This window comes from Longispora albida DSM 44784, from assembly GCF_000379825.1.
In the GTDB taxonomy this organism is placed as follows: domain Bacteria; phylum Actinomycetota; class Actinomycetes; order Mycobacteriales; family Micromonosporaceae; genus Longispora; species Longispora albida.
Genome location: NZ_KB903838.1, coordinates 1,046 through 14,999, shown reverse-complemented (window position 1 = coordinate 14,999; position 13,954 = coordinate 1,046). Strand labels below are relative to the sequence as shown.

Here is a 13,954-nt window from a genome sequence, read left to right as displayed (position 1 = left end):
AGAAAGCGCTCAAGAATCGGCGCGACCCACGGGAGTCCAGCCTAGCATCCCTCCCCAGGTCAGGGACGCTCCGCCCGCCAGACCCGCCGCGCTCCCCCGCCCAGACCGGCCATGATCAGGCACTCTTGCCGGCGCAGGCCACGCCCCGGCCTCCCCCTGCCGCCCGCCAGCACCCCGATAACCGTGATCATCATCATGTACCGGCTGCCCAGCCCACGGCCGCGCGCGGCACCCGCCGCCCGCCCGCCACTGGCTGCCAGCAGAAGCCGTAAGCCCTCAGCCACCCAAAGCCCCCGGCCCCCCGTGCCCCCAAGGTGCCCGGGCCCTCACGTGCTCAGCGGCCGACGCTCAGCCGGATGCCCGTAGCCCTTCCCGTTCCCGTTCGCGTTGCCGTTCCCGTCGACGGCCCCGCCCTCCTCCGGCTGGCGCATGTCCACCGGCTTCACCCGGGGCTGCTCGCCCGTGTGGTGCTGCTCGATCCGGCGGACCACCCGGAACCCGGCCAGGATCAGCACAGGGGCCATCGTGGCCGCCGCCGCGCCCGCCGCGATCACGCCGGCCCCGTCGACCAGGCCGCCGACCAGGCTCGCGACCATCCCGCCGTAGATGCCGCCCCGGATCGCCGGGTAGAGCCCGAAGACCCGGCGCAGCCCGCCCCAGGGCCGCAGCATGACGAAGTAGCCGTACAGGCCGCCGACGAGGAACAGCCAGGTCAGCGGGCTGCTCGCGAACGCGACGACATTCGCCTCCGCGAGCCGCTGGAACACGACCTGCCCCTGGCCGGCCTCCGACAGCAACCGGCCGAGGCTGCCACGCTCGTCCTCCGGCCGGCCCAGGTCGACCAGCACGAACACGACCGTCACGGACAGCCCGGCGATCACGGCGGTCAGCAGCCGGGTCATCGTCAGCCAGCCGCCCTGGACCAGCGCGGCAGCCACGCACACCCCGAGCATGAGCGCGATCGCCCCGCCCGGGTCGGCGCCCAGCTGGGGCGCTCCGACGAGGACGGTGCCGAGGATGCCGATCCCGAGGACCAGCGGCGGCCGCCACGGCCGGGTCACCGCCCGCTGCGCCAGGCACGCCGAGCCGAGCAGCAGCCCGGCGGCGAACACGCCGAACCCGATCGTGCCGAGCCCGGTGTACCGGGAGCCGGACAGCGCCGAGTACCCGGCGACGCCGTTGAGCTGGAGTTTCGCCCCGGTCAGCACGTCGAGGCCCACCACGGCAGTGGCGATCGCCGCGACGAGGACGAGCGGGCCGAGCGGGCGCCGCCCGAGCCGGGAGAACCACACGCCCGCTGTCAGCGCCGCGAGTACCGCCACGCCCAGCCCGGCGAACAGCAGGCCAGGCCTCGGCACCCGCCACCACGGGACCAGGTCAGTGACCAGCGCCGCCGGGATCGCCAGGGCTGCAGCCAGCAGGATCATCTCCAGCCCCGTGAGGAACCAGCCGGGCGGGGGCGGTACGGGATGACGGGTCTTGGAACGCCGCAGCCAGCGGAGCACCGGGATCATGACGGCCAGCAGCGCGAGCTGGAGGATCACCAGTACGAGGAAGAAACGCCCTGCGATCTTGCCTTGGGCACCCGCCTCCCGGTCGGCGTCACCCAGCTCGGCCACCGCGTCCTTCAGGGCTGACGGCCGCTCCTGGCTCGCCCGGATGGCGGGCTGGCCGACGAAGAGCTTGGCCGGCCTGGCCCGGTCCAGCGCGGACAACGCCGTCGGAGCCAGGTCGACCAGCTGGAGGTATCCGGGCCGGCCCGTCGCCGACGACATCAGCCAGCCCCCGCCGAACCCGGGGCCGTCCGCGATCGCGACATGCAGCCGCGACGGCGCCTCGGTGTCGGACACCCCGGCCACGAGCACGAGCGAGCGCTCCGGCCGGGCGGCCAGGACCTCGCCGAGCAGCCGGTCGGCGCGCTGCGCTGCCGCCTTGCGCTCCGGCCCGGCCCCAGCGACCGGCCCAGCGTCCACAGCGGACAGGACGCACTGGGCCAGCAGTTGCTTGAGGTCTCCACCGGCGGGCTCTGGCGCGTACCGGTCGACCCGGCCCAGCGGCCTGGCCAGCGCCACAGCCCCGCCCTCGCCGATCGCCGTGCTGCACCGCACCTGCTCGGCGAGGGCACCCGGACGGGCACCCCAAGGCCGGCTGCGATTGTGCTCGGAGACGCTCGCCTGGTCAGCGATCGAACCACCATCGCCGGTCACCTCGACGGACACGTCCAGCGGCGTGCACTGGCCGGCCACAGGCGGGGCGGGCGGGCGTTCGGAGTAGTTGCCGGCCCCCAGCGTCAGCCAGCCGTCCGCCGGGCAGGTCAGGCGGCGCGCCGACCGGACGGACAGCGCCCCGATCGACCCGCGCTCGGCCAGTTTCCACAGCGACGGCGTCGCGACCGGGTCCAGATCGTCCCAGCGCAGCCCGGCCGCGCCGACGACCACCACGTACTCCACGGGCCGGGGAGCCGCGGCCACCCGGGCAGGCCCGAGAACCATCCCGCCGAGCAGGGCCAGGACCGCCGCGACCGCGACAGCCACCCGCCCCCGGGCAGGCCTCGCGGTGAACCCCGCGCCCCCGGCCGCCGGGAGGCTGCTCATGCGGCCCCGGTCAGCTCGCGGTAACAGGCGAGTACCTGCCGGACGGTCGCAGCCTCATCCGGCCAGCCAGCAGCACGTTCCTGCCCGCGCTGGGCCAGCTGCGCCCTGCGGTCCGGGTCGTCCAGGAGCCCCCGGACGGCCCTGGCGACGGCGTCAGCGTCACCCGCCGGTACCAGCACGGCCGCGTCGCCCACCAGGCCAGGCAGGCCGCCCACCCTGGTCGCCACCAGCGGCACGCCGGCCCGCATCGCCTCCTGCGCGAAGAGCTGCCGGGCCTCCCAGTCGCTCGTCACGACGGCCACGTCAGCGGCGGCCAGCAGGTCAGCCACGTCGTTGCGGTGCCCGAGGAACGTGACCCGCCGCTGGCCGGTCATCGCGCGCAGCTCACTCTCCGCCGGGCCGGACCCGGCGACGAGCACCTGCGCGTCCGGCCACTGCCCGGCAGCCTCGATCAGCACGTCGTACCGCTTCTGCGGGTGCAGCCGGCCCACCGACAGGATCAGCGGCCCGTCGCCGAACTCCTTCCGGATCGCCGTCCCGTCACCCGCCGGCAGGTACTGCGCGCCGACCGGCCCGAGCCGGACATCCCGGCCGCCGAGCGAGGTGACCCGCGCGACCAGGTCTTCCGAGGCGCCCAGGGTCAGGGTCGCCCGGCGCGCGACGATCTTCTCGAGCTGCTCGTACACCTTCTGCTTCGCGCCCTCGGCCATCACCGTGTTGTGCCAGGTGACCACGAGCGGCTCGGCCCCGGCCAGCGCGGAGACCAGCCCGGCCCGCAGCCCGTGCGCGTGTACGACGTCGGGGCGCATCGCCCGCAGCTCCGCCCGCAGGTTCCACACGGCGGCCACGTCCCTGGGGTGCGGGCCTGCCGAGATCTCCACCGGCCGGAACAGCGGGAAGCTGAACTGCTCCCCCACCGAACGGGGGCCGAACACCACGACCCGGTGCCCCTCGGCGGTCAGGCCGCCCGCGAGTGACTCCACGTGCTTGCCGACGCCTCCCGTGCTCGTGCCGAGCACCAGCGCGATCTTCATGGCTTAGCCCCCTGCTGCGCACATCCGGCGGCCTCGCGCCACCACGATGACCATATCGGGACCCCGGACGCCTGCGGATCGGACCTCACCAGTCCGCTGTGGACTCCCGCCTCACCCGCCCGCGGGCGGCCGAGTGGTCTGGCTAGCTACCAGCCCCGGGGGCCAGCGGCAGCTCACCTGGCAGCTCACCGGCCAGCCCGGTGCTGTGGTCCTCCACAGTGGCAGGCTCCGGCGGGGTGACAGCCCCGGCGGGCCTGCGCCCCAGCGCGTCCAGCTCCCGCAGCACCGGTGTCCGCTCGATCACCTTCGTGAAGCTGACCTTCTCGCTGGCCAGGGTCAGCCCGGCCAGCCCGGCGAGGATCACGCCCCTGCTCACCGGGCCGCTGCGCGCCGCGACGGCCAGGCCGAGCAGCGCGCCGAGCGCGTTGGCCCCGGCGTCGCCGAGCATGACCCGCTCGTCGAGGTCGTCAGCCAGCAGCACACCGGCCGCGCCGACCGGGCCAGCGGCCAGCCCGCCGGCCGCGCCGCCCATCAGTGGCGCACCGGTCAGCAGGGCGGCCTTGAGCGCACGGCCAGGGCGGAGATCCAGCAGGTTCAGGAGGTTGGCGCTGCCGGCGATGACCCCGGCGCCGAGCAGGACATGCGCCGCCCGGCCAGCGGCGGTGCGGTGCCTGCCGCCACCCAGCAGGGCCGAGGCGATCAAGCCGGCGGCGCCGATGCCGCCGATCTTCACCAGGCCGCTGGTCACCTTGCCCTGCTTGAGCGCGGACAGGTGACCACGGAAACCCTTCGCGGTCTTCTGGTCGGGCCGGTTACCCACGACGTCGTCATACAGCCCGACCGCGCCGGAACCGAGCCCGGCAGCCAGGGCGGCAGCGGCGACCGGCAACGTCGGAGCGCCCACAGCGGCAGCGCCAGCCGCAGCCACTGCGACAGCGGGGCCAGCGGCCAGGCTGACCGTCCGGCCACGGTGGTTGACCCGGTCGAGGGGCTTGGCGGCCGGGGAGGCCAGCAGCGCCCGGAGAGTCGCCTGCGCGGCCACCGCACCTGCTCCTGCGAGCAGCAGACGCCCGGCGATCCGCGAAGCCCTGCTCATCTGCGACCTCCAGGTCTCTGCCGTCTCACGACCCGCGGCACCAAGGTACCCGGCACGGGCAAACTGTCCACACAGTACCCGCCGGGGACAGCGCCAGCGCGTCCGCTACTTCTTCTCGGCCTTTGGCGCGAGCCCGGCCGAGCCTGCGCCGATTCCGTAGTGCCCGACGTGCGAGCCGAACTGCTCGGCCAGCGCCAGTGCGGTGACGAGCTGCCCGACCGCGCCAGCCGCGTTGTCCACGGTGGAGATCGTCTTCTGGAGGGCTGGGTCGTTGCGGATGGCTCCGATGACGTTCCCGTCGCCGCTCGCGCCCGGAGCGGCCACCACGATCGGGCCGGCCTTGTCGAACTCCTCGGCGACGGCCACCACGGCGTCGTTGCGCTTGGAAGCTTCCCTGTCGGTCGAGGGCGGCCCGCTGACCAGCACCGTCGCCTCGGCGGCCTCCGCCGGACTGCCGTTCACCGTGATGAACCGGCCCTCAGTGAACGCGGTGATCACGGTCGTCCGCTGTTCCTTCGTGACGGCGGGCGTCCGGTCGATCAGGACCCCGGCCAGCAGCGCGGCCGCCGACTCCGGGCCCCAGCCGTTGGTGGGCGGGGTGATGCCGGGCGGCAGCACCTTCGTCACCCGGTCGAGCATGACCTCGCTGCGCAGCGGGTTGGTGAACTCGTCGGTGATGGTGATCCGGCCGGTGATCTTCGCGCCGGCCGTCTCCAGCATCTGCCGGACCCCGTCGACCTGCTCTGCCTTCGCGCCGGAGATGTCGAGCAGCAGGACCCGCTTGCCGGTCAGCTTCCCGGCCAGCACGCCCGGCGCCAGCTCCGTGACGAACTGCTCCTGCTTCTTGATCTCCGATTCGAGGTGCCCGACCTGGTCACGGAGGTTCTGGTTGGTCTTCGACAGCGAGCCGACCTGGTCGCGGAGCGTGTCGGCGATCGGCCCGTTCAGGGCGGTGGTGCCGAGGATCAGCCCGATGGCGAGCGCGAGGAAGACCGCGGTCATCGAGACCACGTGGTACCGGAAGTTAATCAAGACAACAGCCTGTCCAGGGAGAAGATCAGATTGTCCCACCACTCGGCGACCACGTTGAGGAACGTGCGGCCGACGGTGGACACCGCGAACGCCGCGCCCATCGCGGCGACGGCAGACAGGATCAGCAGGAGCAGCGAGGACGCGGAGATGTTCGACCGGTAGAGCCTGCTCACGCCCTTGGCGTCGACCAGCTTCCCGCCGATCCGCAGCCGGGTGAGGAACGTGGACGCCATGCCGCCCCGGCCCTTGTCCAGGAACTCGACGAGCGTCGCGTGCGTGCCGACCGCCACGATCAGGGTCGCGCCCTTCTCGTCGGCGAGCAGCATCGCGATGTCCTCGCTGGTCGCGGCCGCCGGGAAGGTGATCGCCGAGACGCCCAGCTTCTCGACCCTGGCCAGGCCCGGGGCCCGGCCGTCGGGGTAGGCGTGCACGACGATCTCCGCACCGCAGCGCAGCACGTCGTCGGACACCGAGTCCATGTCCCCGATGATCATGTCGGGGGTGTACCCGGCCTCGACCAGAGCGTCCGCCCCGCCGTCCACGCCGATCAGCACCGGCTTGAACTCCCGGATGTACGGCCGCAGCACGTCCAGGTCTGCCTTGTAGTCGTACCCGCGGACCACGATCAGGCAGTGCCTGCCGCTGAGCGTGGTCGTCACGTCCGGCACGCCGACCCCGTCGAGCAGCAGGTCACGTTCCTGCCGCAGGTACTCCATCGTGTTGGCCGCGAACGCCTCGAGCTGGACGGACAGGCCCTCACGGGCCTCGGCCATCGCCCGGGCGACCGTGGCGGCGTCGTGCCGCACGCCGACCGAGATCTTGTCCTCGCCGAGGAACACGACGTTGTCCTCGATCCGGACGGTCGCGCCCTCGCGCAGCCGCTGGAACGCGTCCTCGCCGAGGTCGTCGATCAGCACGATCCCGGCGGCGATCAGCACCTCCGGCCCCAGATTCGGGTACCGGCCCGAGATCGAGGGCTTGGCGTTGAGCACCGCCGCGATCCCGGCCGCCACCAGTGAGTCGGCGGCGACCCGGTCGATGTCGACATGGTCAATGAGCGCGATGTCGCCTGGCCGGAGCCGGCCAGCGAGCCGCTTCGTCCGTCGGTCGAGTCGCACCGGTCCGGTGATCACGCCCGCCTCGACCGGACGGGCGCGCCGCAGCGTGGGTAGCCTCATCGAGCCCCATCTTGGCACTCCAGGGCGGCCATTGCGGGCCGCGACATGCGCAGATGGGCGAAATACTCGTAATTGCCCTGCCCACCGCACGGGGATCTTCTCACGTTAGCTCAACCCAGCCGGGCTTTTTCCGCCGCCGCCACCGCCAGCAGTTCCTCGGCGTGTGCGATGCCGAGGTCGGAGTCTGGCAGGCCGGCCAGCATGCGGGACAGTTCGCGGGCGCGTTCGCTGTCCTCGACTACCCGGACGCCGCTCGTCGTCACCGCGCCGCCGGTGTCCTTGAGGACCACCAGGTGCCGGTCGGCGAACGCCGCGACCTGCGGCAGGTGCGTGACGACCAGGACCTGGTGCCGGTGCGCCAGCCGGGCGAGCCGCTTGCCGATCTCCACGGCGGCCTGACCGCCGACGCCAGCGTCGACCTCGTCGAAGACCAGGGTCGGCGGGCCGCCCGATCCGGCGAAGACGACCTCGACGGCCAGCATCACCCGGGACAGTTCGCCGCCGGAGGCCCCGCGCTGCAACGGCAGGGCCGGCGCGCCGGGATGCGCGAGCAGCCGCAGCTCGACCTCGTCGACCCCGTCGGCGGTGGCACCCAGCTCCACGCCGGTCACCGCCAGGGTGGCCTCGCCCTTGCCTGCGGGCCGGGGCAGCACTGCCACCTCGATCCGCGCGTGCGGCATCGCCAGGCCCGCCAGCTCGGCGGTCACCGCGCCGGCGAACTGCCCCGCGATGTCCGAGCGCGCCACGGACAGCCGGGCGGCGAGCTCGGCGGCCCGCTCGCCCAGCCGGTCACGCTCGTCGGCGAGGGCGGCCAGCGCGTCGTCGGAGACGTCCAGTTCGGACATGCGCTGCTGGGCCCGCTCGGCCCACGCCAGCACCCCGTCCACATCCTCCGCGTACTTCCGGGTCAGCGACCGCAGCGCCGCCCGCCGCTCGTAGATGGCGGTCAGCCGGGCCGGGTCGGCGTCGAGCGCCGCGACATACGTGCCCAGCTCGCCCGCCACGTCCGCGATCAGCGTGTGCGCCTCGGCGACCCGGCCGGCCAGCTCGGCCAGCTTCGGGTCGACCTGGCCCTGGCCCTCCAGCGAGCGCCGCGCCTCGCCGAGCAGCCCGGCGGCGTCGTAACCCTCGACATCCTCGGTACCGGTCAGCGCCGCGTGCGCCGTCGCCGCGGCCAGCCGCAGCCCCTCGGCGTGTTCCAGCCGCTGGGCCTCGATCCGCAGTTCCTCGTCCTCGCCCGGCAGCGGGCTGACCGCGGTGATCTCGGAGAGCCCCAGCTTGAGCAGGTCGGCTTCCCTGGCCCGCTCGCGGCTCGACCGGCTCAGCTCGGCCAGCTCCTCGTCGGCGCGCCGCCAGGCGGTGAACACCTCCCGGTACGCCGCGAGCAGCTTGTCGTGGTCAGCCCCCGCGTACCTGTCCAGCGCCGCCCGCTGCTCGGCCGGCCGGAGCAGCCGGAGCTGGTCCGACTGCCCGTGCACGGCGACAGCCTGCTCGCCGATCTCCCCGAGCAGGTTCGCCGGGACGGAACGGCCGCCGACATGCGCCCGCGACCGGCCCTCCGTGGTGACCGACCTGGCCAGCACGAGGCTCCCGTCGTCGTCCGGCTCGGCACCGGCGTCGGCGACCCGGGCCGCGACGGCGGCGGCGACCGGCCCGGCCAGCCTCAGCCGGCCCTCGACCACGGCCCGCCCGGCGTCGGCCCGGACCCGCCCGGCGTCGGCACGCCCGCCGAGCAGCAGGCCGAGGCCCGCGACGACCATGGTCTTGCCAGCCCCGGTCTCGCCGGTGATGACAGTCAGGCCGCGCGCCAACGGCAGCACAGCTTCGTGGATGACACCCAGTCCGGTGATCCGGAGCTCCTCCAGCACACCGAGAACCCTAGCCCGTGGGTCTGACATCCCTCCACCCACGCCGTCCCGCAGGACGTCTAGCCCCGGGAGTTGCCCCGCCACCCGTTCACCGGCAGCGCGAACTTCGCCACCAGCCGGTCGGTGAAGGAACCGGGCCGCAGCCGCGCCACCCGTACCGGCAGCACGCCCCGGCGTACGGTGACCTCACTGCCCGGCGGCAGGTCCCACACGCGCCGGCCGTCGCAGCACAGCACGGCGGATGTCGTGTATGGATCGACCGCGATGCCGATCGTGGCGGCCGGGTTCGTCACCAGCGGGCGGCTGAACAGCGCGTGCGCGCTTATCGGGCAGACGATGAGCGCTTCGAGATCGGGCCACACCACCGGCCCGCCAGCCGACAGCGCGTAGGCTGTCGACCCGGTCGGCGTGGCGACGACCATGCCGTCGCACCCGTACCGCGACAACGGCCGCCCCTCCACCGACAGCATCACCTCGAGCATCCGCGCCCGGTCGCCCTTCTCGACGCTGACCTCGTTCAGCGCGAAGGACTCGGCGAACACCGTCCCGTGCAGGCTGGCGGTCACGTCGACGGTCATCCGCTCGTCCACTGTGTACGAACGGTCCACCACGTCCTTGACCGCCTGGTCGAGATCCCCGATCTCCGCCTCGGCCAGGAAACCGACCTTGCCCAGGTTGATCCCGAGCAGCGGTACGCCGACCGGCCGGGCCAGCTCGGCCCCGCGCAGCAGCGTCCCGTCCCCGCCGAGCGCGAACACGATCTCCGCGCCCTCGGCGGCCGACACGTCAGCCGGCACCGGCACCGTACCGGGCAGTTCCAGGTCCCCGGCCTCCTCGGCCAGGATCCGCACCTCGAACCCCGCGCTCGCCAGATCCAGCGCCACCGTACGGGCATGCTCGGTGTTCGCACGTTTCCCGGTGTGCGTGACCAGCAAGGCGACCCGGCTCACTCAGCTTCCCCCATACCGTCTGTCATGGACGTGGCGCTGCCGAGCCCATCCACCACAACGGACCGGATCAGCGCCTCGGTGGCCGGCGGGGCGTCGCGCCGCAGCCAGAGGAAGAATTCCACATTGCCCGATGGGCCGGGCAGCGGGCTCCGTGCGACGCCCGCCACACCGAGCCCGAGTTCCCACGCGGCGGCCGCCACGTCGAGCACGGCCTCGGCCCTCAGCTCGGGGTCGCGGACCACCCCGCCGGAACCGACCCGCTCCTTGCCCACCTCGAACTGCGGCTTGACCATCGGCAGGAGGTCCCCGCCGTCAGCGGTACACGACGCGAGGGCCGGAAGCACGAGCCGCAGCGAGATGAACGACAGGTCGGCGACCGTCAGCTCGGCCTGGCCGCCGATCACGCCGGGAGCCAGCGTCCGGACGTTGGTCCGGTCGTGCACCTGCACCCGCTCGTCGCTCTGCAACGCCCAGACCAGCTGCCCGTAGCCGACATCCACCGCCGCGACCGACGCCGCACCAGCCTTGAGCAGCACATCCGTGAAGCCGCCCGTGGAAGCGCCCGCGTCGAGGCAGCGCCGTCCCTCCACCACGATCGCAGGGAAAGCCGCCAGCGCGCCAGCCAGCTTGTGCCCGCCGCGCGACGCGTACTCCGTCCCGCCGTCGTCGATCACCCGGATCGCGTCCGCAGGGTCGACGGAGGTGGCCGCCTTCGTCGCTGTCGTGCCCTTGACCTCGACCCGGCCGGCCGCGACCAGCTCGCCGGCGTGCTCACGCGAGCGGGCGAGCTTGCGCCGGACCAGCTCGGCGTCGAGTCTCCTGCGCTGCGCCATCAGGCACCCATCAGGCTTCGTCGACGCTGGCCAGCGTCTCCTGCAGTGCCCGGTGCGCGGCCTCGAACGCTGCGACCTGCTCGGCGGGCGGCAGCACGGCGGCCTCGGCGAGCTGCCCGAGCGCCTCGTCCACCCGCGTCGAGCCCGTACTCTCGGTCATTCAGCGGCCTTCTTCGCCGCAGCCTTCTTCACGACCTTCTTGGCCACGACCTTCTTCGCCGGAGCGGCGGAAGCGGCAGCCTTCTTCACGGCCTTCTTCTGAGCAGGCGCCTTCTCAGCCGGTGCCTTCCCAGCCGCGGCCTTCTTCGCCGGGGCCTTCTTCACGAACGGGGCCGGCTCGGGCGACGCGGCGGCTGCCTCGGCGGCCCGCAGCTTCCGCTCCAGGTCCTGCACCCGCTCGGTGAGTTCCGCGACCTCCTCCGCCGTCGCCAGGCCCACCCGGCCCAGTGCGCGGTCGAGCTCGTAGCGGACCAGCTTGCCGACGGCCTCACGGTTCGCCAGGCTGGTCGAGATCAGCTCCTCGGCGATCGCCTGCGCCTGACCGGCCTTCGAGCCGCTCTCCGCGACCAGCTTCCTGGCGACCTTCATCGCCTTCTTCTTCGACGCCTCGGTCAGGCCCAGAGCCAGTTCCAGGTACGCCCGCCATGCCTCCTGCATCGCCGCACACCCCCTTCTACTCACCCGTCACGCTACCCGTCAGTCTTTCGGGTAGCGTGACCGATCGGCGATGTGTCTCGCAGAGGGGGGTTCATGGCGACGCTGGAGGAATGCCGCACCGCGCTCGAGAAGCTCGACGCGAAGCTGGCGGCCAACGCCGCGCAGGTACAGCAGAAGATCTCCCTGGACAGGGCGATGGCCTGCACGATCAAGGATCTGGGCGCGGCGTTCCGCTGCCGCCTGGCCGACGGCCGCCTGCACGACATCACGGACGGCGACGACCCGGACGCGAAGATCCGGCTGATCGTGACCAGCGACGACCTGGTCTCGCTCGTGGACGGCCAGCTCAACTTCGCCCAGGCCTGGGCGCAGGGCAGAGTCTCGGTCAAGGCCAGCTTCGGCGACCTGCTGAAGCTGCGGACCCTGCTCTAACCCGTCAGACCTTTTCCTTTGTACCTGCTGCGAAAAGCGCGCCAAGGTCGCCCCCGACGTAGGTCGGCCGCTCCGCGGCTGGCGCGAGCTCGGCTTCCGCTGCGGTGGACACCCCGGTGAGGACCAGCAGGCTGTCGAAACCGGCTCGATGCGCGCCCAGGATGTCCGTGTCGAGCCGGTCCCCGACGAACAACGGCCGCTGCGCCCCACGGCTCTTCGCCGCGCTCCACAGCAACGTCGGCTCGGGCTTGCCGACCACCACGTCCGGCTGCCGCCCCAGCGCTGTCGCCAGGGCCGCGACCAGCGACCCGTTTCCCGGCAGCGGCCCGCGCGGCGACGGGAGGGTCTTGTCGGTGTTCGTCGCGACCCACAGGGCACCAGCCCGGATCGCGACACTCGCCTCGGCCAGGTCGGCCCAGCCGACCTGCGGCCCGTAACCCTGCACGACGGCCTCAGCCGTGCCTGCCTCCCGGACCGGCACCAGCTCGGCGAGTTCCACTTCGGCCCGCAGCGCGTCCGACCCGACCACCAGCACGGGTGTCCCGGGCGGGAAACGCTCGGCGAGCAGCCGGGCCGAAGCCTGAGCCGCGGTGACCACTTCAGCGGCCACCGCGGCGATTCCCAGCTTGTTCAGCAGGGCGGCGACCTCGCCGGCGCCCCGTGAAGCATTGTTGGTGACGTACCCGACCGGCACACCGGCCGACCTCAGCCGGGCGATCGCCTCGACGGCACCCGGCACGGGCTCCTCACCCAGGTAAACGACGCCGTCCAGGTCCAGCAGGACGGCGTCGTACCTGTCAACGAGCATCGTCACCGCTTCTCGTCGGCACCCGGAGCCAGGAAGGGAGAGGTGCTCGGCGGCGTGGCCTTCGACGGGCCCTTGTCCTCCGGCTCGTCCCCGGCAGCGTCTTCGCCGGCGTCGGTGTCCTCGTCCTCGTCTTCGTCTTCGAAGTCGTCGTCGAGATCCTCGTCGGCGTCGTCGATCACGTTGGACGAGTCGTCGACCTCTTCCTCGTCCTCGTCGTCGTTCTCGTCGTCGTCGTTCTCGTCGTCGAACGCGTCGACGGGCTCGCCGTCGCCGTCCTCGTCCTCGTCGCCGTCCTCAAGGCTGACGCCGTCCAGCTCCAGGAGCCGGTCAGCCGCGTCGGTCTCACCCTCGGTGTCAGCGGCGGCGGCCTTCGCGAACCACTCGTACGCCTCGTCCCGCTTGCCCGTAGCCAGCAGGATGTCCGCGTACGCGTACCGCAGCGGCGCGGCCTCCAGCGCGTCGTCAGCGCCGTCCAGCTCCGGTACCCGCAGCATGGCCAGCGCGGCGTCGGCCTGCTCCATGTCCATCCGGGCACCCGCCGCGACGATCAGCAGCTCGATCTGCTCGCTACGGTCCAGGAGCGCCTGGTCGGTGTTCCGGTACAGGTCGATGGCCCGCTCGGGGCGGCTCTGCGCCCGCTCGCAGTCGGCGATCATCGCGATGTGCGTGAGCTTGCCGCTGAGCCGGTGGTACGTGCGCAGCTCGGCGATCGCCAGCTGCCACTCACCGCTCAGGTACGCCGCGATACCCACGGCCTCCCGCACGGCGGGAACCCGCGCGGCCATCCGGCGCGCGACGAGAGCGTGCTCCAGTGCCTGCTTGGCGTCCACGTCGACCAGCTCGCCGGTCGCGACCAGCCGCCCGGCCACCGCCTCGGCCAGCGACTTGCCCAGCGTCTTCAGCTCCTCGCGCACCTCGTCGTCGAGGTCCAGCGGGTCGATGCCCTCGGGCAGCGGAAGAGTCTCGGGCTTCGGGCCCTCGTCCTCCCGGCCCTCACGCACGAAGCCCTCACGCGGCTGCTCGTCGCGGCGCGGGTAGCTCCCCCGGTCGTCACGCCGGAACCCGCCACGGTCATCCCCGCCACGGAAGCCACCACGGTCGCCACCGCGATCCCGGTCACCAAAGTCACGGCGCGGACGGTCATCGCCACCGGGACGGAACCCGCCACGGTCGCCACCACGGTCGTTCCGGTCACCAAAGTCACGACGCGGACGGTCATCGCCACCCGGACGGTACCCGCCACGGTCGCCACCGCGATCCCGGTCACCGAAGTCACGACGCGGACGGTCATCGCCACCCGGACGGAACCCACCCCGGTCGCCACCACGGTCCTGCCAGCCCGGACGGTCCCCACTCGGACGACCACCAAAGCCACCACGGTCGCCCCGGTCGCCAAAGTCACGGCGCGGACGGTCATCGCCACCCGGACGGTATCCACCACGGTCGCCACCCGGACGGCCACCGCTGAACCC

13 protein-coding genes and 1 pseudogene are annotated in these 13,954 nt (G+C 72.9%); 1 reads left to right on the top strand and 13 read right to left on the bottom strand.

Translation table 11 applies throughout. From position 1 onward, the window contains the following. Positions 1 to 326 precede the first annotated feature (326 nt). The 10 genes from A3G1_RS37525 to A3G1_RS0129995 all read right to left on the bottom strand — a co-directional run bounded on the left by A3G1_RS37525 (position 327) and on the right by A3G1_RS0129995 (position 11,242). The gene (locus tag A3G1_RS37525; protein WP_018353214.1) at positions 327 to 2,594 is read right to left on the bottom strand and encodes a hypothetical protein; all 2,268 of its coding nucleotides are present in this window, start codon (positions 2,592 to 2,594) and stop codon (positions 327 to 329) included. Next, on the bottom strand, positions 2,591 to 3,628 hold the full coding sequence (locus A3G1_RS0130035; RefSeq protein WP_018353213.1) for a glycosyltransferase family 4 protein: 1,038 nt from the start codon (positions 3,626 to 3,628) through the stop codon (positions 2,591 to 2,593). Before A3G1_RS0130035 ends, A3G1_RS37525 begins: the two co-directional genes overlap by 4 nt. Positions 3,629 to 3,770: 142 nt before the next feature. Further along, complete coding sequence (locus A3G1_RS0130030) at positions 3,771 to 4,724, bottom strand: hypothetical protein (protein WP_018353212.1); 954 nt, start codon at positions 4,722 to 4,724, stop codon at positions 3,771 to 3,773. Positions 4,725 to 4,829: 105 nt separating this feature from the next. Next, positions 4,830 to 5,756, bottom strand: coding sequence for a copper transporter (locus A3G1_RS0130025; protein WP_026212668.1), 927 nt, complete (start codon positions 5,754 to 5,756; stop codon positions 4,830 to 4,832). Further along, the gene (gene steA, locus A3G1_RS0130020) at positions 5,753 to 6,934 is read right to left on the bottom strand and encodes a putative cytokinetic ring protein SteA (RefSeq protein WP_018353210.1); all 1,182 of its coding nucleotides are present in this window, start codon (positions 6,932 to 6,934) and stop codon (positions 5,753 to 5,755) included. Before steA ends, A3G1_RS0130025 begins: the two co-directional genes overlap by 4 nt. A gap of 110 nt (positions 6,935 to 7,044) precedes the next feature. Beyond that, complete coding sequence (gene recN / locus A3G1_RS0130015) at positions 7,045 to 8,802, bottom strand: DNA repair protein RecN (RefSeq protein ID WP_018353209.1); 1,758 nt, start codon at positions 8,800 to 8,802, stop codon at positions 7,045 to 7,047. A 59-nt stretch (positions 8,803 to 8,861) separates the two neighbouring features. Then, positions 8,862 to 9,752 (bottom strand): NAD kinase, encoded by an 891-nt coding sequence (locus tag A3G1_RS0130010; RefSeq protein WP_018353208.1) that lies wholly within the window; start codon positions 9,750 to 9,752, stop codon positions 8,862 to 8,864. Continuing rightward, on the bottom strand, positions 9,749 to 10,585 hold the full coding sequence (locus tag A3G1_RS0130005; protein WP_018353207.1) for a TlyA family RNA methyltransferase: 837 nt from the start codon (positions 10,583 to 10,585) through the stop codon (positions 9,749 to 9,751). The genes A3G1_RS0130010 and A3G1_RS0130005 overlap by 4 nt, the downstream gene beginning before the upstream one ends. Before the next feature lie 10 nt (positions 10,586 to 10,595). Next, positions 10,596 to 10,745: a hypothetical protein gene (locus A3G1_RS41245; RefSeq protein WP_018353206.1), complete on the bottom strand. Its 150-nt coding sequence runs from the start codon at positions 10,743 to 10,745 to the stop codon at positions 10,596 to 10,598. Beyond that, positions 10,742 to 11,242, bottom strand: a complete 501-nt coding sequence (locus A3G1_RS0129995; protein ID WP_018353205.1) for a phasin family protein — start codon at positions 11,240 to 11,242, stop codon at positions 10,742 to 10,744. The genes A3G1_RS41245 and A3G1_RS0129995 overlap by 4 nt, the downstream gene beginning before the upstream one ends. A gap of 93 nt (positions 11,243 to 11,335) precedes the next feature. Here A3G1_RS0129995 and A3G1_RS0129990 point away from each other — a divergent pair, with 93 nt between their 5' ends. Further along, the gene (locus tag A3G1_RS0129990; protein ID WP_018353204.1) at positions 11,336 to 11,674 is read left to right on the top strand and encodes an SCP2 sterol-binding domain-containing protein; all 339 of its coding nucleotides are present in this window, start codon (positions 11,336 to 11,338) and stop codon (positions 11,672 to 11,674) included. Positions 11,675 to 11,705: 31 nt separating this feature from the next. Here the strand turns inward: A3G1_RS0129990 and A3G1_RS0129985 are convergent. The 3 genes and pseudogenes from A3G1_RS0129985 to A3G1_RS40195 all read right to left on the bottom strand — a co-directional run. After that, positions 11,706 to 12,482, bottom strand: a pseudogene (locus tag A3G1_RS0129985) (HAD-IIA family hydrolase); the annotation flags it as partial. Positions 12,483 to 12,484: 2 nt separating this feature from the next. Then, positions 12,485 to 13,351, bottom strand: coding sequence for a tetratricopeptide repeat protein (locus A3G1_RS0129980; RefSeq protein WP_245563636.1), 867 nt, complete (start codon positions 13,349 to 13,351; stop codon positions 12,485 to 12,487). A gap of 29 nt (positions 13,352 to 13,380) precedes the next feature. After that, on the bottom strand, positions 13,381 to 13,954 hold a 574-nt coding region (locus tag A3G1_RS40195), incomplete at its 5' end, for a hypothetical protein (protein ID WP_211216410.1).

What these genes read in the sequence shown, in the direction of transcription:
- A3G1_RS0130035 (WP_018353213.1), bottom strand. Translation starts at nt 3,628, where the DNA reads ATGAAGATCGCGCTGGTGCTCGGCACGAGCACGGGAGGCGTCGGCAAG.
- A3G1_RS0130005 (WP_018353207.1), bottom strand. Translation starts at nt 10,585, where the DNA reads ATGGCGCAGCGCAGGAGACTCGACGCCGAGCTGGTCCGGCGCAAGCTC.
- A3G1_RS0130030 (WP_018353212.1), bottom strand. Translation starts at nt 4,724, where the DNA reads ATGAGCAGGGCTTCGCGGATCGCCGGGCGTCTGCTGCTCGCAGGAGCA.
- A3G1_RS41245 (WP_018353206.1), bottom strand. Translation starts at nt 10,745, where the DNA reads ATGACCGAGAGTACGGGCTCGACGCGGGTGGACGAGGCGCTCGGGCAG.
- steA (WP_018353210.1), bottom strand. Translation starts at nt 6,934, where the DNA reads ATGAGGCTACCCACGCTGCGGCGCGCCCGTCCGGTCGAGGCGGGCGTG.
- A3G1_RS0129990 (WP_018353204.1), top strand. Translation starts at nt 11,336, where the DNA reads ATGGCGACGCTGGAGGAATGCCGCACCGCGCTCGAGAAGCTCGACGCG.
- A3G1_RS37525 (WP_018353214.1), bottom strand. Translation starts at nt 2,594, where the DNA reads ATGAGCAGCCTCCCGGCGGCCGGGGGCGCGGGGTTCACCGCGAGGCCT.
- A3G1_RS0129995 (WP_018353205.1), bottom strand. Translation starts at nt 11,242, where the DNA reads ATGCAGGAGGCATGGCGGGCGTACCTGGAACTGGCTCTGGGCCTGACC.